This is a genomic window from Pseudomonadota bacterium (assembly GCA_027624955.1).
In the GTDB taxonomy this organism is placed as follows: domain Bacteria; phylum Pseudomonadota; class Alphaproteobacteria; order UBA828; family UBA828; genus PTKB01.
In genome coordinates this window covers 25,298-44,346 of the sequence record JAQBTG010000033.1, presented here as the reverse complement: position 1 = coordinate 44,346, position 19,049 = coordinate 25,298, and the positions used below count along the sequence as shown (strand labels likewise).

Here is a 19,049-nt window from a genome sequence, read left to right as displayed (position 1 = left end):
CCGGTGGTTCGGGCGGCTCCGGTGGCTCGGGCGGCTCCGGTGGTTCGGGTGGCGCTGGTGGCGGCGGCGGTGGCAACGGCGGTGGCAATGGCGGCGGCAATGGTGGCGGCAATGGTGGCGGCAATGGCGGTGGTTAACCCATGCCAATCACATTCGGCTGCTGATTTCTTGTCGCCAACATCGACAAGGTCGTAGGGGCCGAGCAGTGGCTTTGTCCGCCGCGCTCATGAAATTGCTACGTCAGAAGGCTCTCTTTTTTGGGTTATTCTGCGTTTTGGCCGTCGCCTATGGTTTGGGCGGGCTAACTGGCCTCGACAATCTTCTGACATCATCGCAGTTTAGGCTGGCTAGATCGGATGCCAGCCAGAAACTAGTTTTAATCGAAATCGATGCGCACAGCTTGGCGGCGTTGAACTCATGGCCGTGGCCACGGTCGATTCACGCTGAATTGATAGAACGGCTGAAGGAAGCCGGGGTCCGAGACATCGCATTGAATGTCGATTTTAGCGCCCGCTCCTCATCGCAAGAGGATGGCCAATTGGCGCGAGCGCTGGCGAATTCGCCGGGACAAGTCATCCTTCCGGTGTTTCGGCAAAATTCATCACGTGTCGGCCTGGAGGAGCGGATTATCTTGGTGGGGCCGATCGCACGATTGCGCGATAACGCAGTCCCCGGTTCGGTTAACGTATCTGCGGATTCCGACGGCGTGATCCGCCGCCACGCGACGGTGGAAAACTGGAATGGCATTACCATTGCCAGTATGGCGGCGCTTCTCGCGGGCAGTTCCGATGGCATCGAGAAAATATTTCATGTCGATTACGGAATTCGCGCCGAAACGATCCCGGTGTATTCCTATGCGGATATTTATCTTGGCCGGACGGACCTCACCCCCTTGGACGGAAAGTCGGTTCTCATCGGCGCGAGCGCCGCTGAACTCGGCGCCCGGTTCACTATCCCAGCCTATGGAACGGTGCCGGGTACGCTGGTTCATGCATTGGCTTATGAGTCCATGGTGCAAAACCGCATGTTGCAGCGCTTTCCTATGGTTGCCGTGGCGGCAATCGGTTTCGCTCTCGGGCTAGTTTTTTTGACGATCTTTGGCATCGGCAAGTGGCGCCGGGGAGCCCTCACCCTGGTGGCCGGGATCGCACTCCTATTTTTTTCCGCACTTGCCGTGCAGGCGTGGTCAACGACTCTTGTCGATTCCGGGTTCTGGATGCTGTGTCTGTTGGCTGCATTTCTTGCGGCAATGGCGCGCGGTATAGATCAGCAAGCCTATCGGCTGTTCGTACAAGGAATGGCCGTTCAGCATCGGCGGAACATGATGGATGCCGTTCTCGACAATAACTTCCATGGCATCGTGATCACCGACAGCAAGGGGCGTATTCAATTTTTCAATGATGCTGCGGAGAATCTTCTTACCCTCCGGCGCCAGGAGGTGCTGCTCAAATCCATCGAATCAATCTTACCGGGCGCAGATATTCTTGAACTTTCAAATAATTTGTCGCGTGGCTCGGAACACGGTACTGCCGCGGCGCCGCCCGCCCCCGAATTGGAATTTGTCCGCAGCGATGGCGAGAGAATACCCTTGGAAGTGGTCACCAGCGAATCAGCCGTCGAAATCGGCAAATCTCCCTTCGAGCGCCGCGTAGAGGCTCGCGTAATTCGCGTCTATACTTTTCGCGATATAAGGCACCGAAAATTTCTTGAACAGGCGCAAGAGAAAGCCCTGGAAGAAGCCCTATCGGCCGGACGGTCGAAGGCTGAGTTTCTTGCAGTCATGAGCCACGAGCTGCGCACGCCGCTCAACGCAATTATTGGCTTCTCCGATATCTTGAGAAACCAGTTATTCGGACCAATCAGCAATCCGCAATACCTCGAATACGCGAATGACATCTACAGAAGTGGTGCAGGTCTTTTGACACTTGTTACGGACATTCTCAGTGTCTCCCGCGTCGAGGCAGGAAAGTTTGATGTCGAAAACAGCATCATCGACGTTTCCGACGTGATCTCGGCCAGTTTGAGATTAATTCGCGGTTCAAAAGACCATCTAACCGCAAACTTGGTATCCGATTTTGCGGAGGATTTGCCGCGCCTACAGGCTGACGAGCGCCTCCTTATGCAGATGATGATCAATATCGTTTCGAATGCAGTGAAATTTACGGAGGATCGCGGCGAAATTCGTATCCGTGCCTATGTCGACGAGTATGGCAGAATGGTGATTGAAACATCAGATGAAGGCATTGGTATGTCTAAGGAAGATATTCCCAGGGTATTGCTGCCTTTTCAGCAGGCGGATGGCTCACTTGAGCGAAAATTTGAAGGCAGTGGCCTTGGTCTCTATCTCGTCTCGAAATTTATCGACTTGCATGACGGTGAGTTGGAAATTGATAGCGCGCCCGGGGTCGGCACGACGGTCAAACTTTTGTTTCCGAGTTCACGCGTGCTGAGTGAAGACTGGGGCGGATGCTAATTTGAAGAGTAGATTGCGAAATTGTATAGCCATGGTCCAACAGGTAGACCATGGCTATACTCGCTCGATCGACGGAATATAAAGAACAAATACCGCCGATTGGGAGAGTGACATGGCCCTTACGCCTCCGACTAGAGCGATCAGGCTGTTCGGAACAGAAGAACCGCGGGCGGAAATACGCACCCTCAGCGCCGGTCCGCTATCCGTCGAACTCGAAGCGGGAAAATTGCGGTATGTGCGGATGGCCGGATATGAAGCCATACGCGGTATCGCCTTTGTCGTGCGCGGTCCAGGCTGGCAGACCTTTCACCCGGCAATTTCCAATCTCTCTGTAGAAGAGGGAGTGATTGATTTCCGAATTTCCTACGACGCCGCGGTCGACGAAGCCAATGGTGCGATAAATTTTCATGCCGAGATCACCGGTTCGGCGTCGGGCGGCCTAGAATTCAACGTCGCGGCCCGCACCGGGAGCGATTTTGAAACCAACAGGACTGGTTTTGTCATTCTGCATGCGGTCGAAGGCGTCGCCGGGCAACCCTGCACCATCCTGCATGTCGATGGCAGCGCCGAAGAGACGATTTTCCCTGATCATGTTATGCCGTTGCAGCCGTTTTTCGACATGCGCGCGATCAGCCATGAAGTGGCGCCGGGCCTCCGCGTGACATGCCGGATGGAGGGCGAACATGCGTGGGAGTGTGAGGACCAGCGCAATTGGACAGATGCGTCCTACAAGACCTATTACCGCCCGCTGTCGCTGCCTTTCCCCTATGTCATTCCCGGCGGCAGTGAATTTGACCAGACGGTCGCGCTGACGTTTGACGGCACCGCGAAGGGCTCAGCCACAAGCAGTGATGCAGCGGTAAAGGTCACGCTCGGCGCCGGCAGCGGCAAGAAAATGCCGCGCATCGGCATCGGCGTGCCGGCCGATCTTGGCCGCAAGAGTTTGGACGCGCTCGATCTGTTGCGCGATATCGGCCCGCAATTGCTTATCGCCGAATACCGCGCCGATCAAGCACGCGCCGATTTATCCGCCTGCCAACAGCTGGCCGATGCCCTGCAGGCAGAATTGGTGGTCGAGATTGTGGCACCCTGCGCGCGCCCGCTGGATGCGGAGATGGGCGATGCCGCCAGCGCCATTGCGGCGGCGGGGGTCAAGCCGGACGCGGTGATCGTGGCGCAGGCCCGGCTCATGGATTTCACCCTGGAAACTCTCGCGGCGCTTGGCGTGCCGAGCTTCGAGGAAACCTACGGCGCGGCGCGCAAGGCCTTTCCCGGCGTTGCACTCGGCGGCGGTGTGCTGACTAATTTTACCGAAATGAACCGCAACCACCCAAGCGCCGATCTCTACGATTTTATCTCGCACACGACCTCGGCCGTGGTGCATGAAGTAGACGACCGCTCGGTGATGGAAACCCTGCAATCCTTGCCGTCAATCATCGGCTCGGTGCGCGCCATGTCAGACGGCAAGCCTTATCGCGTCGGCCCGAGCGCCATCGGCATGCGCTACAATCCCTATGGCCCCAGCACCTTCGACAATCAGGCCAATATCCGCATGGCGTTCAACCAGCAGGAGCCTCGCCACCGCGCCTTGGCCGGCTCCGCCTTTACGCTTGGCTATGTCGCGCGTATGGCGGCGGGCGAAGTGGAAGCCGTGAGCCTCGGCGCGGCGGTCGGTGAATTTGGCCTCGCCTATCGCAAAATGGCGCATCCGCAACCTTGGTATGATGATTTGGCCGCTGCGCGCGGAGATGACACTGTGAGTGGTGATGGTGGCTGGGTGTTTCCGCTGCGCCATATCGTCGCTGCCATGGCTGGCGCAAGCACCTCTGAAATGCTCGACCTGGAGACGTCTGCGCCGGATAAGATTTTGGGCGTGGCCTACCGCACCGCTAACGGCGCGCTGATGTGGCTCGCCAATCTGACACCGGAGCCGCAACAGGTGACGATCGCCGGCCTGCCCGCCGGTGCTGCGCGCATCGGACGGTTGGATGAGAGTAATTTTGTAACTGCCGTGTGCGAGCCGGCCGCCTTTGCCGCTGATCGCGGCTCGCTTGGCGACGCCTCTGCCCTCGACCTCGGCGCATACGCAGTTTTACGCATTGAGTTGGAGGGGGCATGAGTCGTTTTGCCATTATTGTCGAATTCGAACTGCTCGAAGGCAGCTTCGACATTTTTCACCAGGAAGTCCTAAAAAACGGTGAGGCCTCGAAACGCGAGGAGCCGGGCTGCCAATGCTTCGATGTTCTGATACCCAACAAGGAAGAAAACCGCATCACGCTCTACGAGACCTATGACGACGAAGCGGCGTTCCAGGAACATCTGCAATCCACACATTTCAAGGATTTCAGCGACCGCGTAAGCGGCCTGGTGACGGACCGCAAACTCACGAAATTTCGCGTCAGCAACGACGCCTGAAAACTCGACACAACAACATAAAGGGAAAAAGCAAATGGCTGATTCAGCGTTCAAAAATTTGACAAAGCATAGCCGCCTCAAGGTTGGAACATTTTTGGTCGAATTCAATACACCTGGAATCGGGCAAATCCTCAAGGCATCGGGATGCGATTTCGCTTTCGTTGATATGGAGCATAGCGGCTTCAGCATCGGCGATATCAAGCAAGTTTTGCGCTACATGCAGGCGGCGGATTTGCCGGTCATCGTCCGCCCGCCGTCCAAGGAATATCACCATGCCGCGCGCGTGCTTGATATTGGCGCCAGCGCCGTCATCTTCCCGATGGTTGGCTCGCCGGAAGAAGTGAAACGTTTGCTCAGCTTTATCAAATATCCGCCCGAGGGCGGGCGCGGCGTGGCGCTACAAATCGCTCATGACCGCTATGCGCCCGGCCCAGTGATGAAGAAACTGAGGGACGCCAATCGCGATACGGCTTTTTGCGCCCTTATTGAAACAGAGGAAGGCGTGGAAAACGCCGAAGCCATCGCCGCGATGAAGGGTGTCGACCTCATGTGGATCGGCCATTTTGATCTCAGCGCCGATATGGGCATCGCCGGGCAATTCGACCACCCAAAGTTCAAGGCGGCGATCCGCAAGATCGTGGCGGCATGCAAGAAGTATGACAAATCCCTCGGTCGTTTGGTACCCGATGCCAAAGTAGGGGGCGCCCTGTTCAAGCAGGGGTTCGATTTTATCTGCCATTCTGGCGATGTGTGGATGTTGCAAGCCACCATGCAAGCGGGTGCCGACAAACTACGCGCCACCTGCAAAGGCGGCCGCAAGCGGAAAGGGCGTTAGTCATGGCGGATAATTTCCGTATCGCCGTCAGCAGTGATTTCATTAAGCCTGATGGTTCGCCGGCCTTTCCGATGTTCGATATGACCCCGCTCGACGATATGGCGAATGTCGAGTGGCAATATTTGCAAAGCCGAGACGGGCCTGTCTCGGCCGCCGAATTGGCCGGCCATGACGCGCTCATTCTGTTGGGCCAGCGCTTTGACCGTGCGAGCGTCCCGGCGGACGGCCGCTTGGCCCATGTCGCCCGTTTCGGCGTCGGCTATGACACCGTCGATGTAGCGGCTTGTTCCGATAACGGCATCGCGCTCACCATCACCCCGGACGGCGTGCGCCGGCCGGTAGCGGTGTCGATTATCGCGCTGATGCTGGCCTGCACCGGCAAGCTCCTGATCAAGGACAAACTGACCCGCCAGGGGCCGGCAGGCTTTGCTAAGAAGATCGACCATATGGGTGTCGGTCTGGTCGGCAAAACCCTTGGCACCATGGGGATCGGCAATATCGGCGCCGAGATGTTCCGCATGGCGATGCCGTTCGATATGAAGTTCATCGCCCATGATCCCTATGCCGACGCCGCCGTGGCGAAAGAGTTGGGTGTGCACATGGTCGACAAAGAGACGCTGGCAAGAGAGTCGGACGTTCTCGCGGTCAACTGCCCGTACAACGACGAAACCTATCAAATCGTAAGCGCTGAGTTAATCGCCCTGATGAAGCCGACGGCCTTTCTAATCAATACATCGCGCGGGCCGACGGTAGATCAAAAGGCGTTGACCAAGGCGTTGCAGATTGGTGCCATCGCTGGCGCCGGCCTCGATGTTTTTGATCCGGAGCCACCTGAAGCTGACGATCCACTGCTTCAGCTTGAGAACGTCATTCTCACGCCGCATGGCCTGTGCTGGACGGATGAATGTTTCGCCGGAATCGGCGCCGCTGATGTTGCCGCAGTATTCGCGACCATGAAGGGCGCAGAGCCGCGCGGATTGGTCAACCGCAGCATCACCAACAACGCCGATTGGCAAGGCAAAATGGCGGCGCTTAAGGCGCGATTCGGCGCTTAATCATAGTTGCGGCGAGGCGGCTTCCCGCGCATTCTGACGCGATAGAAGGAGTATTCCGTGCCGCACTTGAGCGCCAATAATCTGCGCTTTCCGCCGCCCCGCCTGCCCGACGAGGTAGCCGAACTGCGCGCCGAATTGCGCGCCTTTCTCGCCGAATCATCGGCGGCGGAACCTTGGCTTCCGAACAGCGATTTCGGCGCCGGTTTTTCGCCCGAATTCAGCCGCAAGATCGCCGACAAAGGCTGGATCGGCATGACCTGGCCGAAGCATTATGGCGGCGGCGAGCGTTCTCATCTCGAGCGCTATGTCGTCACCGAGGAATTGTTGGCGGCTGGTGCCCCGGTCTTCGCCCATTGGATCGCCGACCGGCAAAGCGGCCCGCTCCTATTGCGCTTCGGCTCACAATCCCAGCGCGCGGAGCTGCTTCCCCGCATCGCCGCTGGTGAATGCTTTTTTTCGATTGGCATGAGTGAGCCGGATTCAGGCTCCGACCTCGCATCCGTCCGCACCCGCGCCGAGCGCACCGCCCATGGCTGGCGCTTGAACGGCGCCAAGGTGTGGACCAGCAATGCCCATCTCAATCATTACATGATCACATTGTGCCGTACCGGAGATGCCGGCGAGGACCGTCACGGCGGCCTCAGCCAGTTTCTCATCGATCTCCGTCAGGACGGCGTGACGATCAATCCGATCGTCAACATGCTGGGCGCGCATGAGTTCAACGAAGTCGTCTTCGACAATGTTGAGATTCCTTTAGACAGATTGATCGGCCAGGAAGGCGAGGGTTGGCGGCAGGTGACCAGCGAACTGGCCTATGAGCGCAGTGGCCCGGAGCGCTTTCTCAGTAATTTTCATATTTTCCAGGCACTCGTCGATGAAATCGGCCCCGCGCCTGACGCCCGCCAGGCGGAGGCGCTCGGGCGCTTGACCGCTAGGCTGTGGACGCTTCGGCGCATGTCCCTTTCTGTTGCAGCGATGCTGCAGGCGGGCGAGTCGCCTGACGTCGAAGCCGCCATCGTCAAGGAACTCGGCAACAAGTTCGAGCGCGAAGTGGTGGAAACCGCGCGCGCCGTGCTGCCCGTTCAACCTACAATCACCGCAGGCGGAAATTCGGCGGATTTCCCCGCCATGCTGGCGGAAGCGCTCCTCCGGCTGCCGTCCTTCACCTTGCGCGGCGGCACCACGGAGATCATGCGTTCGATCATCGCGCGCGGGCTCGGCCTCCGATGAACGCAGAGTTAGAACTTCTCACTGAATCGGCGGAGCGGCTGTTCACCGATCATGTAACGCCGGCGCTGTTTCGCCGCGTTGAAGCTGGCGAATGGCCTGACGCATTATGGCGCGCTGTCACCGCGGCAGGCTTCGAGCGCGCCGACATGCCGGAATTCGCGGTGGCCATCTGCCAGGTCGCCGGTCGCTTTGCCGCGCTGATTCCCCTGCCGGAAACAATTCTTGCGGTCTCTCTGTTGGAGGGCGCCGGCCTTGCTGTGCCGGATGGCGCGCTGACGATTGCCGTGGCGGATGCCGCCGAACCTATCGCAATCTCTGCCAACGGCTCTCTATCCGGCACCGCACGCCGCGTTCCCTGGGCCCGCCATGCGGCGCATATCGCGGTAATTTCGGATAGTCCGGAGGGCGGCACTTTGGCCCTTGTCAAGTTGGCGGGCGCACATATCGCGCCAGGGCAGAACATCGCCTGCGAGCCGCGCGACGATGTGCGTTTCGATAACACTCCATCCGTTCATGCCGTCGCGGGTGTATCCCCGGCGGTAGTGCAAGAACAGGCCGCGCTGTTGCGCGCGGCGCAGATCGCCGGCGCGCTGGAGAGGATCCTTGCCATGACGGTGCAATATGCTGGCGAGCGCCGCCAATTCGGACGGCCAATCGCCAAATTCCAAGCGGTGCAGCATCATTTGGCGGTCCTTGCCGGGCATGTTGCGGCGGCCTGCGCGGCCGTCGAAGCGGCGGTTGGCGCGCCTGATTTTCTCGCCGTTGCGGCGGCCAAGGCGGCTGCCAGCGAAGCGGCGGGTGAGGCCGCCGCCATCGCCCATCAGCTACACGGCGCCATCGGCTTCACCGAAGAGCATGACTTGCACCGCTACACCAAGGCGTTGTGGGCGTGGCGCGAGGAATTCGGCAACGAAGCCGAGTGGAATTCTCGTCTCGGCGCAGAGGTCGCGGCGCGCGGCGGCGCGGCGTTGTGGCCGGACGTCACCGGATCAGGTGGCTGAGGGAATCTATCGTGAGCGCACTCGACGCCCTCCTGTCGCCCCGCGCGATCGCGATTATCGGCGCCTCACCGGACGCTGGAAAAATACGCGGGCGCATACTCGCGGCGATTCTCGCCGGCGGCTATGGCGGCCCGATCTATCCGGTCAATCCAGCGCATGCGGAAATCCAAGGCCTTCGCGCCTATGCCTCGATCGCCGCCATCGGCCAACCGGTTGATCTCGCGCTGATCGCGATCCCGGCCGAGCGCGTGGCTGCTGCCCTAGAGGAATGCGCCGACGCAGGCATCCGGGGCGCAGTGATATTCAGCTCGGGCTTTGCCGAAAGCGGTCACGCCGCGGCGCAATTGCAAGCGCAAATCGGCGATATCGCGGTGGCACGCGGCATTGCCGTTTGCGGTCCCAACACCGCCGGCTTCCTCAACACCGGCATAAACCTCAACGCCAGCTTTAGCGTCGGCACCAAATTGGACAACACTCCACGCACCGGCGCGGGCTCACGGCGGCGCGTCGCCATAGTCTCGCAAAGCGGTGGTCTCGGCTTCGCGATCTATAACCGGGGCATCCGGCGCGGCATCGCATTTAGCCATGTGGTGGGCACCGGCAATGAGAGCCATTTGGGATTGCTCGATTTCACCAAGCATCTGTTGGAGAAGGAAGAGGTTGGCGCCATTGTCCTCTTAATCGAGCAACTGCGCGGCGCCACAGGATTTCTTGACGTAGCGGAGAAGGCGGCAGCGCTCGGCAAACCGTTGATCGTGGTAAAATTCGGCCGCTCGGAAGCGGCGCGGCGCGGCGCGCTGTCGCACACCGGCAGCCTGACGGGCGGCGCGCACGCCTATGACGCGGTATTTCGTCACGCCGGGGTGATCCGCGCGGACGATCAGGACGAATTACTCGATATCGCCGCTGCGTTCACTTCCTGTCCGCTCCCGAAGGGCAGAAATGTCGGTATCGTGACAATCAGCGGCGGTGTCGGTGTGTGGCTGGCCGATGCCTGTGAACGGCAGGGCCTGAGCGTGCCCGAATTAGATACCGATGTGCAGACCGATCTGCGTAGCTTCATTCCGGATTATGGCGGCGTTTCGAATCCGGTGGACATCACCGCGCAAGCGCTGGAGCAGGGCGGCAATGTTGCTGCCATCGAGCGGCTCTATGATTCGCCGCAAATCGACAGCGTGATCGTCGCCGCATCGATGGCCGAAGCAACAATGATTGCCGCGGAAGAAGCGCAGCTCACGCGCATTCAAGCGCGCTGGGAAAAGCCGCTGATGTATCACTCCTACACCATGCCGCATGGCGATGCCTTGGCGCATCTCTCTGCCACGGGAATACCGTGCTACACCTCGGTTCGAGGCAACGCCCGGGCGCTCCAGGCAATGGCAGATTACGCCGCCTTTCTTGAACTTCGCGCCGCCGATACATTGCCTGCGGAGCTGCAAACGCCAGCCCTGCCTGAGGGCAAGGCGGTGCTGACGGAATGGTCCGCCGCGCCCTATCTGGCGGCGCTCGGTATCGCCATGCCCGCAGCGCGACTCGTTCAGGCTGCTGATGACGCAGTTGCTGCCGCTGAAGCACTGAAGGGCGCGGTAGCGTTAAAGGCACAATCTCCACAGCTAACCCATAAGAGCGCCGCCGGCGGCGTGGCGCTTAATGTTGAAGGCGAGCGGCACGTGCGGCGCGCATTCGAGCAGGTCTCGAACCTGCCGGATGAAATCGTGCTCGACGGCGTGTTGGTGCAAAAGATGGCACCCAAAGGCGTTGAGATGATTGCCGGCATCGCGCGCGATGAAACCTTCGGCCCGCTCGTCATGGTCGGCTTCGGTGGCACGGACGTAGAGATTGCTGGCGATGTGGCGTGGGCGCCGGCGCCTTTCGGCGTCGCACGCGCGCGTGCGTTGATCGTTTCACTTCGCGGGTTCGCCCGGCTTAGCGGTGGCGCCGGGAGGCGGTCCGCCGATATAGAGGCGCTCGTGGACCTCCTGGTTCAACTCAGTTTCTTCGCCGCGCGCAACCGAGACCGCATTCAAGAACTCGACCTCAACCCGGTGGTGGTTTATGAGGAAGGCGAGGGGCTGATGGCGCTCGACGCGCTCATCGTGACATGTGAAAGCAGGGGAGCGTAAATTACATGGCTGGAGATATTTTGTTTGCAGTGGCGGATCGTGTCGCCACCATCACGTTGAATAGGCCCGAGCGGCGCAATGCCTTCACCTTGGCCATGATCGATGAATGGGCAGCGCGTCTCGAAGAAAGCGCCGCGCGCGCCGACGTGCATGTGGTTCTGATCACCGGCGCCGGCAAGGCATTTTGCAGCGGCGGGGATATCGATGAACTGATGAAGCAGGGACAGGAAAGCGGCCCGCAAGAACGCAAGGACGAGCTGATCGGCCATGTCCACCGTATCCCCCGCATTCTTGAAAATATGGACAAGCCGGTGATTGCCGCGATTAACGGCGCGGCGACCGGCGCCGGCCTCGATTTGGCCTTGATGTGCGACCTGCGCTACGCCGCGCGGTCGGCAAAATTCGCTGAAACCTACGTCAAGCTCGCTCTGCTGCCGGGCGCTGGCGGCGCATATTTTTTGCCGCGCATTATCGGCAAGGCGCGAGCGTTGGAAATGCTGTGGACCGGCGATTTTATCGATGGCGACGAAGCCGAACGCATCGGTCTGGTCAACAAGGCACTGCCCGACGACGAGCTGATGCCGTTTGCACGGGCCCTGGCGGAGCGCCTTGCCGCCGGGCCGACACAATCGATCCGCGCGATTAAACGCGCCGTCCGCGCCGGGCAGGCGACTGATCTGTCAACAAGCCTCGATATCGGAGCCTCAAATTATGGCGTTCTGGCGATGGGCAAAGACCATCATGAGGCAGTAGATGCTTTTCTTGAAAAACGCGCGCCAAATTTCAAAGGCGGCGGTTCGTAACGTAGCAAACCAGAAAAGGAGGTAGTAATGGTCTATCCGCGCACCATGAATCATGTCGGCATCACGGTGACCGATCTCGACGCGGCGGTAAAATGGTATCAGGATTTGTTCGGCTGTACGGTCGTCATGGCACCTATCGCGGCGGCCGACGACGGCGGATATTTCGCCGAGATCATTGCCGATATTTTTGGCCCAGGCTTTGGCGAGATGAAGCTCGCACATCTGGCGACAGGCGATGGTGTAGGCATCGAGTTGTTCCAGTTCACCAACCCCAAAAGCGTGGTGCCGGAGGATAATTTCGAATATTGGAAGGCCGGAATTTTCCACATCTGCTTCACCGACCCGGAAATCGAGAAATTGGCCAAACGCATCGATGAGAGCGGCGGCAAGCAGCGCTCTAAAGTATGGAAACTGTGGCCCGATAAGCCGTGCAAAGTGTGCTATTGCCAAGACCCATGGGGCAATGTCATCGAACTCAGCTCACATAGCTACGAACAAACCTGGTCTAACTATGACCAACCGCACAAGCCTTGACGGAAGAGCTATGAAAACCCAAGCAAACGGCATCACCTTCAATTGCCGTATCGACGGCCGGGAAGGCGCGCCGTGGCTGATGCTGAGCAATTCATTGGCGACCAATCTCACCATGTGGGACCGTCAAACTGCAGTGTTAGCCACGGATTACCGGGTGCTGCGCTACGACCAGCGCGGCCATGGCCAGAGCGATGCGCCAGCCGGAGATTATGATTTCGACCTGCTCGCCGATGACGCCGCCGCCCTGATGCAGGCACACGGCATCGATGCTTGTCATTTTCTCGGTCTCTCCATGGGCGGTATGACGGCGATGGGTCTTGGCCTCAACCATCCAGAGCGATTGCTGAGTGTGACGATCTGCAATTCCCGCGCCGACGCGACGCCGGAGTTTCGCGCTATATTTGATGATCGCATCGCCCTGGCGCTTAAAGAAGGCATGGCGCCGCTCGTCGAGACCACGGTTGCGCGCTGGTTCACCGAAGACCTGCGTGCCACCGCTCCTGCCTTCCTCGAAGATGTGCGCGAGATGGTGCGGACCACGCCGGCGCAGGGTTATGCCGGCTGCTCGCGCGCTGTACAAAATATCAATTATATGTCGCGTCTCTCGGCAATCGACAAACCGGTTCTGCTTATCGCCGGGGCGCAGGATATCGCCACGCCGCCCGATGGCATGCGCGCGATGCAGTCGGTTCTTGCCAATGCACGATATGTCGAGCTTGACCCCGCGGCCCATCTTTCCAATTTAGAGCAGCCAGAAGCCTTTACCGCCGCGGTCCAGGATTTTCTGACGGCGCACGGGTAGGGTAAGCAACATGGTTGCGGCACTAACTTTGGCGGCGATCGAGGCCGCGGCAGCACGGATCAAAGGTAAAGTGGTGGCGACGCCAATTCACCATTGGCACGGCCCGCAGTTGAACAATATTCTAGGCGTGGATACCGAAGTGATATTGAAGCTTGAACTGTTCCAGCACACCGGGACCTTCAAGGCGCGCGGCGCCCTGGTCAATCTTCTCAGCCTCTCCGATGAACAATTGGCCAAGGGAGTGACCGCCGTCAGTGCCGGCAATCACGCCATTGCAGCAGCGTTTGCCGCCCAAAGTTCTGGTGCCAGCGCCAAAGTTGTGATGATGAAAAGTGCCAATCCGTTCCGTGTTTCGCAATGCCGGGCTTACGGCGCAGAAGTCATCTTCGCCGAAGACGTCCATCAGGCCTTCGACACCGTCAAGCAGATCGAAAAGGCGGAGGAGCGCACATTCGTGCATCCCTTCGAAGGTGAATTAACGGCGCTCGGTACCGCGACATTGGGACTGGAATTCGCCCGCCAGGCACCGCAGTTGGACACGCTGATTGTACCGATCGGCGGCGGCGGTTTGTGCGCCGGTGTCGCCAGTGCCTTCAAATTGGTGCAGCCGGCCTGTCAAATATATGGCGTTGAGCCCGAAGGAGCGGACAGCATGTCACGCAGCTTCCGGGCCGGCTCGCCGCAAACCATCGACAAAGTGCGCACCATTGCCGACAGCCTCGGCGCGCCCTATGCCTTGCCCTATTCCTTCGCCCTCTGCCAACAGACTGTCGACGAAATTGTCCTGATCGACGATGACGCGATGCGCCGCGCGATGGGCTTGCTGTTCTCCGAGATGAAGTTGGCGGTAGAGCCCGCCGGTGCCGCCGCGACCGCGGCTTTGCTCGGGCCGTTGCGCGAACGCCTTCAGGGCAAACGGGTCGGTGTCATCGTGTGCGGTGCCAACATCGATTTCGCCAGCTTCGCGGCGCACGCGCTGTTTGAGACGGCGTGACGCTGCCTACCAGTCGTTGCGCAATTCCCGGAGCTTGACGAACACCGTCTTGGCATCGAGTTCCGCCGGTAGGTCCGGGAAGCTCTCGCGCAGGCGCGCCATGACCGACGGGTTATGCAGGCGGAAAAACGTGTTCACCTCTTTCTCGATCGCCAGGGTCGACACCAGCGGATCATCCGGGTCTTGATTGGCGACATCGGCGAGCAGTGCTTTGGCGGCCGCGTTGCCGGGCTCCCGATCCAGCGTGAATTCGAGATTGTTGGCGATGTAATCGTGGCCGGGATAAACCCGTGTCTCATCCGGCAGAATCGCCAACTGACCGGTGAACGTCTGGTATAGCTCCGCCGGATGGCCTCCCCCGTGGCAGTTGCCGGCACCGGCGTTGAACAGGGTATCGCCGCAGAACAGCGCCGGGGTATCGCTATGCGACAGCAGGCAGACATGGCTCATGGTGTGACCCGGCGTATCGAGAGATTCCAGCTCAATCGTCTTGCCTACTTTGATGATGTCGCCGGCGCCGAGACCACGGTCGATACCGGGGATGCTTCCCTTGGCGTTGGCATGGGCGAGCAGCTTGGCGCCTGTGGCAGCGATAACCTGCTTGTTGCCGCCGGTATGATCGCCATGTTCATGCGTGTTCACCACCTGGGTGATGTTCCAACCTTTTTCTTTGGCGGCAGACAAGCATTTTTGGTGATCGAGTGGATCGATGGCCAACGCGTCTCCCGTCTCCGGGCAGGCGATCAGATAGTTAAAGTTGCGGTAGGAGTTGGCGGTCCAGATTTGTTCGACGATCATAATTGACTCCGTTAACGCCCCTCGAATTGGGGCTTACGTTTTTCCATGAAGGCGCGCCGCCCCTCGACATAATCCGCGCTCGAAAAACATTCTTCGACGAGGCGTTCGCAAAGTTCGCGGTTGAGGTCGCTCGGCGCTCGGGCAATTTCATCGACCGTCCGTTTGGCCGCCAACATGGTGAGCGGCGCGTTCGCGGCTATGCGTGCGCAATAATCGGCGGTGTAGGTCTCCAACTCATCCGCGGCAACGGCACGATTAATCAGCCCCATGGCAAGCGCCTCGGTGCAATTAAATTGACGCGCTGTAATAATGATTTCCTTGGCGAAGGCGGGTCCGATCAGGGCGACCAACGGCTGCAACGAACTGACACGGTATCCCAGCCCAAGCTTGGCCGCCGGGATAGCGAAGCGCGAGCCAACACTCGCGATCCGCATGTCGCAGGACAGTGCGACGCCAAGGCCGCCGCCAATGCAATAGCCGCGTATCATGGCGATGGTTGGCTTGGCCGCGTGGATCAGCCGCTCGCTCGCCTCATGCGCGATGTTGTCATATTGCGCGACCGCTTCGGCGCTCGCGCGTTTCTTGTCGAATTCTGAAATATCGGCGCCTGAGATAAAGGATTTCTCGCCGGCACCCTTGAGGACGATAACGCGAACTTCAGCGTCTGCCTCAAATTGGTCGAGAATGTGCGGAATGGCCTCCCACATGTCGAGCGACAGCGCATTGTGCCGTTCCACATTGTTGAAGATCATCCAGCCGACGGCGCCGTCTTTCTCGGCGATCATCTTGTCGCCGTAAGGCGTTTGCTGGCTTTTAGACAATGCCACGCTCCTTCAGGCTGGAAATATCTGCTGTATTGATACCAAGGCCGTTCAATATTTCGTCCGTGTGCTGGCCCAGATCCGGCGTCGCTGAATGGATGCGGAACGGCGTGCGGCTGAGCGAAGTGGCCTGGCTGACGATTTCGATTGGGCCGAGGGTGGGGTGATCGACCGGCGCCGCCATGCCAAGATGCTTGACCTGCGGATCGTCGAACATTTCGTCGATATCGTAGATCGGCCCGCACGGCACACCGGCATCGTTGAGAATTTGCACCCATTCCGCGCTCGATTTATCCCGCGTGAGCGCGTTTAAGCGCTCGTTCAAGGCGTCACGGTTATCGGAGCGTGCCTTGCCGGTGGCGTAGTTGGGATCGGTGATCAGTTCCTCATCGCCGAGCGCGCGGCAGAGACGTTCATATATTTCACCGCCAGCCGTGGCGATATTGATATGGCCGTCGGTGGTCGGATACACACCGGTCGGGATGCTGGTCGGATGATTGTTGCCGGCTTGGGGCGGCACTTCATGGTCGACCAGCCAGCGCGCGGCCTGAAAATCGAGCATCGAGATTTGTGCCTGGAGGAGCGAGGATTGCACCCATTGCCCCTTGCCTGAAACTTCGCGTTCGAGGAGCGCCACCATTATACCAAGGGCGCAATACATTCCGGCGCTGAGATCGGCAATTGGAATGCCAACGCGCATCGGTCCCTCGCCGGGCATGCCGGTGATCGACATCAAGCCGCCCATGCCTTGCGCGATCTGGTCGAACCCGGGGCGTTTCTCGTAGGGGCCGTCCTGTCCGAAGCCGGAGATGCTGGCATAGACCAGGCGCGGGTTGGTGGCGCTCAGCGTCTCATAATCTATGCCAAGCCGGTGTTTGACGTCGGGGCGGTAATTCTCGATGACGACATCCACGCCATCAGCCAGTTGCTTGAATATCGCCAAGCCGTCCGGGTCTTTTAGGTTCAAGGTCAGGCTGCGCTTGTTGCGGTGCAGGTTTTGAAAATCCGGCCCGTGGCGTGCTTTGACAGGGTCTGCCTGGGAGTTCTCGCCCGGCGCTGGTGGCATCTCAATCTTGATGACGTCTGCGCCCCAGTCCGCCATTTGACGGGCCGCGGTGGGGCCGGCGCGATATCGCGTCAGGTCGAGAACTTTAAAGCGCGCCAGCGCCTGTCCGGAGAGATCAAGAGGCATAATATTTTCTCGTGGCTCTATTGCGGCGGACAGTTTAGCCCTGCTGGCCCGGCTTCGCGAGACCCGAGCGGATTAATCTTTCGCACCGAGATCAAAATTGAATATGTCCTGGTCGAATTGATTGTAGGCGGCGTAGCCGAGCGCCTCGTAGAGCCGGCTTCGCGTCCACATATGCTCGACCAGCGCGGCTTGGTCGTCATTTGTTTTTAGGGCGGTGAGGCCGTCATCAATGGCTTTCAACGCCAAGCGCATGGCGGTCATCGGATAGATGACGATATTAATGCCAAGCGCCTCCAACTGGGGCGCGCTCAACAGCGGTGATTTTCCGAATTCGGTCATATTGGCGAGCAGCGGCAGGTCGATGGCGTTGCGGAATGCTGCGAACTCAGCTTCGCTTTGCAGCGCTTCGGGAAAGATCATATCGGCGCCGGAATCGGCATAAGCCTTGGCGCGCGCTATGGCACTGTCCAGACCTTCCGGCGCGCGTGCATCGGTGCGTGCGATAAGCAGGAAATTGGGGTCGCGTTTGGCTTCGGCGGCGGCGCGCAGTTTGCGGCACATGTCGGGCGTGTCGATCAATAACTTGTTGTCGAGATGGCCGCAGCGCTTGGCGCTGACCTGGTCCTCCATATGGCAGCCGGCAAGGCCCATTTCATCGAGGCGCGTGATCGTGCGGGCGGCATTCATCGCGTCGCCGAAACCGGTATCGATGTCGACGATCGCCGGCAGATCACTCACCCGGGCGATGAGCTGGGCACGCGCGACGACTTCTTCCTGGCTGGTCAGGCCGATATCGGGCAGGCCCTTCTCGGCCGCGATTCCGGCGCCCGAGATATAAACGCCATCGAAGCCGGCCTGTTCGACCATCATCGCCACCAGTGGCGCGAAGGCGCCGGGAAATCGCATGAGCCCGCCTTGCGCGAGTTTCTGGCGAAACGCCGCGCGTTTCTCTCCGGCTGTCTTTTGCGCGTCGATCATGGCTTTATACCTCTCGTGCAGTTGGCCCGCCCTGGCAGTCCGATTATGCTCAAATTTCAAATTGATTCGATATGTAAGAAGGATCGCTATCATGATGGACGAGCGCAAACCCGACGAAACCATCAATGTCGAAGTCGATGGTTTTAACGTTGTGGCCTATAGCTATGGCAGCGGCGATGAAGTGCTGTTCTGCCTGAACGGCGGGCCCGGCCTGCCCTGTGATTATGTGCGTGACGCCCATTCCTGGCTCGCCGACAAGGGCTACCGCGTTGTGGCCTTCGACCAGCTCGGCTGCGGCAGTTCAGACCGGCCGGAAGACGTCGCTCTCTGGACCATTGCGCGCTATGTTGAAGAAGTGGAAACCGTCCGCACCGCGCTAGATCTCGGCAAGGTGCATCTTTATGGGCAGTCCTGGGGCACCTGGCTCGGGATCGAATATGCACTGACCTATGCGGACAGCTTCAAGACGCTCACGCTGGCCGACGGCGCCGCCGATATACCGCACCTGGTCAGCGAACTAAAGCGCCTGCGTCAGGCGCTCGGGCCGGAGACGGAGGCGATGATGCAGCGCCATGAGGCCGAAGGAACCCTCGATCACGCAGAATATCAGGCTGCGATTACGATCCTCAATTACCGCCATGTGTGTCGCCTTGATGTCTGGCCCGACGCGGTCAACCGCTCGTTGGCCGATTGGAACATGGGTCCCTACACCGCCATTCAGGGCCCGAACGAGTTTTGTTACACGGGCAGTATCAAGGACTGGAACCGGATTGCCGATATGGCGCAGATTGTGCAGCCGGCTCTGGTGCTGTGCGGCATGCATGACGAGCTGACACCGGCCTGCTCGCAAAAAATGCACGACGCTTTGCCAAACTCTGAAATCAAGGTGTTTAAGAATTCGTCGCATCTACCAATGTGGGAGGAGCCGGGCGAGTATTTTTCTACGTTGTTCAATTTCCTGGAGAAAAACCGCACTTAAGCGGCTGTAAACATGT

Annotated in this window: 17 protein-coding genes; 13 read left to right on the top strand and 4 right to left on the bottom strand. The window is 59.4% G+C overall.

The genetic code is table 11. The annotated features are described in order from the left end of the window. The first annotated feature begins 226 nt into the window (after positions 1 to 226). The 12 genes from O3A94_12905 to O3A94_12850 all read left to right on the top strand — a co-directional run bounded on the left by O3A94_12905 (position 227) and on the right by O3A94_12850 (position 14,265). Entirely contained in the window at positions 227 to 2,473 is a 2,247-nt protein-coding gene (locus O3A94_12905; protein MDA1357150.1) for a CHASE2 domain-containing protein, read from the top strand. A 112-nt stretch (positions 2,474 to 2,585) separates the two neighbouring features. Further along, a complete protein-coding gene (locus O3A94_12900; GenBank protein ID MDA1357149.1) occupies positions 2,586 to 4,592 on the top strand; it encodes a hypothetical protein in 2,007 nt (668 codons plus the stop codon). Beyond that, positions 4,589 to 4,888, top strand: a complete 300-nt coding sequence (locus O3A94_12895; protein ID MDA1357148.1) for a putative quinol monooxygenase — start codon at positions 4,589 to 4,591, stop codon at positions 4,886 to 4,888. Before O3A94_12900 ends, O3A94_12895 begins: the two co-directional genes overlap by 4 nt. A 34-nt stretch (positions 4,889 to 4,922) precedes the next feature. Then, complete coding sequence (locus tag O3A94_12890) at positions 4,923 to 5,723, top strand: aldolase/citrate lyase family protein (GenBank protein MDA1357147.1); 801 nt, start codon at positions 4,923 to 4,925, stop codon at positions 5,721 to 5,723. 2 nt (positions 5,724 to 5,725) lie between these two features. Continuing rightward, positions 5,726 to 6,778, top strand: a complete 1,053-nt coding sequence (locus O3A94_12885) for an NAD(P)-dependent oxidoreductase (protein ID MDA1357146.1) — start codon at positions 5,726 to 5,728, stop codon at positions 6,776 to 6,778. 66 nt (positions 6,779 to 6,844) lie between these two features. Beyond that, positions 6,845 to 8,008 (top strand): acyl-CoA dehydrogenase family protein, encoded by a 1,164-nt coding sequence (locus O3A94_12880; protein ID MDA1357145.1) that lies wholly within the window; start codon positions 6,845 to 6,847, stop codon positions 8,006 to 8,008. Then, positions 8,005 to 9,009 (top strand): acyl-CoA dehydrogenase family protein, encoded by a 1,005-nt coding sequence (locus O3A94_12875; protein MDA1357144.1) that lies wholly within the window; start codon positions 8,005 to 8,007, stop codon positions 9,007 to 9,009. The genes O3A94_12880 and O3A94_12875 overlap by 4 nt, the downstream gene beginning before the upstream one ends. 11 nt (positions 9,010 to 9,020) lie before the next feature. Further along, positions 9,021 to 11,132: an acetate--CoA ligase family protein gene (locus O3A94_12870; protein MDA1357143.1), complete on the top strand. Its 2,112-nt coding sequence runs from the start codon at positions 9,021 to 9,023 to the stop codon at positions 11,130 to 11,132. Between the two features lie 5 nt (positions 11,133 to 11,137). Beyond that, positions 11,138 to 11,935: an enoyl-CoA hydratase gene (locus tag O3A94_12865; GenBank protein MDA1357142.1), complete on the top strand. Its 798-nt coding sequence runs from the start codon at positions 11,138 to 11,140 to the stop codon at positions 11,933 to 11,935. A gap of 27 nt (positions 11,936 to 11,962) precedes the next feature. Beyond that, complete coding sequence (locus tag O3A94_12860; protein MDA1357141.1) at positions 11,963 to 12,469, top strand: VOC family protein; 507 nt, start codon at positions 11,963 to 11,965, stop codon at positions 12,467 to 12,469. A gap of 10 nt (positions 12,470 to 12,479) precedes the next feature. Beyond that, a complete protein-coding gene (pcaD, locus tag O3A94_12855; GenBank protein ID MDA1357140.1) occupies positions 12,480 to 13,271 on the top strand; it encodes a 3-oxoadipate enol-lactonase in 792 nt (263 codons plus the stop codon). A 10-nt stretch (positions 13,272 to 13,281) separates the two neighbouring features. Next, positions 13,282 to 14,265, top strand: coding sequence for a threonine/serine dehydratase (locus O3A94_12850; protein MDA1357139.1), 984 nt, complete (start codon positions 13,282 to 13,284; stop codon positions 14,263 to 14,265). Positions 14,266 to 14,271: 6 nt separating this feature from the next. Here O3A94_12850 and O3A94_12845 read toward each other — a convergent pair whose 3' ends face one another. The 4 genes from O3A94_12845 to prpB all read right to left on the bottom strand — a co-directional run bounded on the left by O3A94_12845 (position 14,272) and on the right by prpB (position 18,054). After that, entirely contained in the window at positions 14,272 to 15,063 is a 792-nt protein-coding gene (locus O3A94_12845; protein MDA1357138.1) for a hydroxyacylglutathione hydrolase, read from the bottom strand. An 11-nt stretch (positions 15,064 to 15,074) separates the two neighbouring features. Then, positions 15,075 to 15,884, bottom strand: a complete 810-nt coding sequence (locus O3A94_12840) for an enoyl-CoA hydratase (protein MDA1357137.1) — start codon at positions 15,882 to 15,884, stop codon at positions 15,075 to 15,077. Then, a complete protein-coding gene (locus O3A94_12835) occupies positions 15,877 to 17,076 on the bottom strand; it encodes a CoA transferase (GenBank protein ID MDA1357136.1) in 1,200 nt (399 codons plus the stop codon). Before O3A94_12835 ends, O3A94_12840 begins: the two co-directional genes overlap by 8 nt. A 72-nt stretch (positions 17,077 to 17,148) precedes the next feature. Continuing rightward, entirely contained in the window at positions 17,149 to 18,054 is a 906-nt protein-coding gene (gene prpB / locus O3A94_12830; GenBank protein MDA1357135.1) for a methylisocitrate lyase, read from the bottom strand. A gap of 91 nt (positions 18,055 to 18,145) precedes the next feature. Between prpB and O3A94_12825 the strand changes: the two genes are divergently transcribed. Further along, positions 18,146 to 19,033 carry a proline iminopeptidase-family hydrolase gene (locus O3A94_12825; protein MDA1357134.1) on the top strand — a complete coding sequence of 296 codons (888 nt, stop codon included), beginning with the start codon at positions 18,146 to 18,148 and terminating at the stop codon, positions 19,031 to 19,033. Positions 19,034 to 19,049 lie beyond the last annotated feature (16 nt).

Excerpts from the sequence above, each read along its gene's own strand:
- O3A94_12905 (MDA1357150.1), top strand. The coding sequence starts at position 227 with ATGAAATTGCTACGTCAGAAGGCTCTCTTTTTTGGGTTATTCTGCGTT.
- O3A94_12900 (MDA1357149.1), top strand. The coding sequence starts at position 2,586 with ATGGCCCTTACGCCTCCGACTAGAGCGATCAGGCTGTTCGGAACAGAA.
- O3A94_12895 (MDA1357148.1), top strand. The coding sequence starts at position 4,589 with ATGAGTCGTTTTGCCATTATTGTCGAATTCGAACTGCTCGAAGGCAGC.
- O3A94_12890 (MDA1357147.1), top strand. The coding sequence starts at position 4,923 with ATGGCTGATTCAGCGTTCAAAAATTTGACAAAGCATAGCCGCCTCAAG.
- O3A94_12885 (MDA1357146.1), top strand. The coding sequence starts at position 5,726 with ATGGCGGATAATTTCCGTATCGCCGTCAGCAGTGATTTCATTAAGCCT.
- O3A94_12875 (MDA1357144.1), top strand. The coding sequence starts at position 8,005 with ATGAACGCAGAGTTAGAACTTCTCACTGAATCGGCGGAGCGGCTGTTC.
- O3A94_12865 (MDA1357142.1), top strand. The coding sequence starts at position 11,138 with ATGGCTGGAGATATTTTGTTTGCAGTGGCGGATCGTGTCGCCACCATC.
- O3A94_12860 (MDA1357141.1), top strand. The coding sequence starts at position 11,963 with ATGGTCTATCCGCGCACCATGAATCATGTCGGCATCACGGTGACCGAT.
- pcaD (MDA1357140.1), top strand. The coding sequence starts at position 12,480 with ATGAAAACCCAAGCAAACGGCATCACCTTCAATTGCCGTATCGACGGC.
- O3A94_12850 (MDA1357139.1), top strand. The coding sequence starts at position 13,282 with ATGGTTGCGGCACTAACTTTGGCGGCGATCGAGGCCGCGGCAGCACGG.
- O3A94_12845 (MDA1357138.1), bottom strand. The coding sequence starts at position 15,063 with ATGATCGTCGAACAAATCTGGACCGCCAACTCCTACCGCAACTTTAAC.
- O3A94_12835 (MDA1357136.1), bottom strand. The coding sequence starts at position 17,076 with ATGCCTCTTGATCTCTCCGGACAGGCGCTGGCGCGCTTTAAAGTTCTC.
- prpB (MDA1357135.1), bottom strand. The coding sequence starts at position 18,054 with ATGATCGACGCGCAAAAGACAGCCGGAGAGAAACGCGCGGCGTTTCGC.
- O3A94_12825 (MDA1357134.1), top strand. The coding sequence starts at position 18,146 with ATGATGGACGAGCGCAAACCCGACGAAACCATCAATGTCGAAGTCGAT.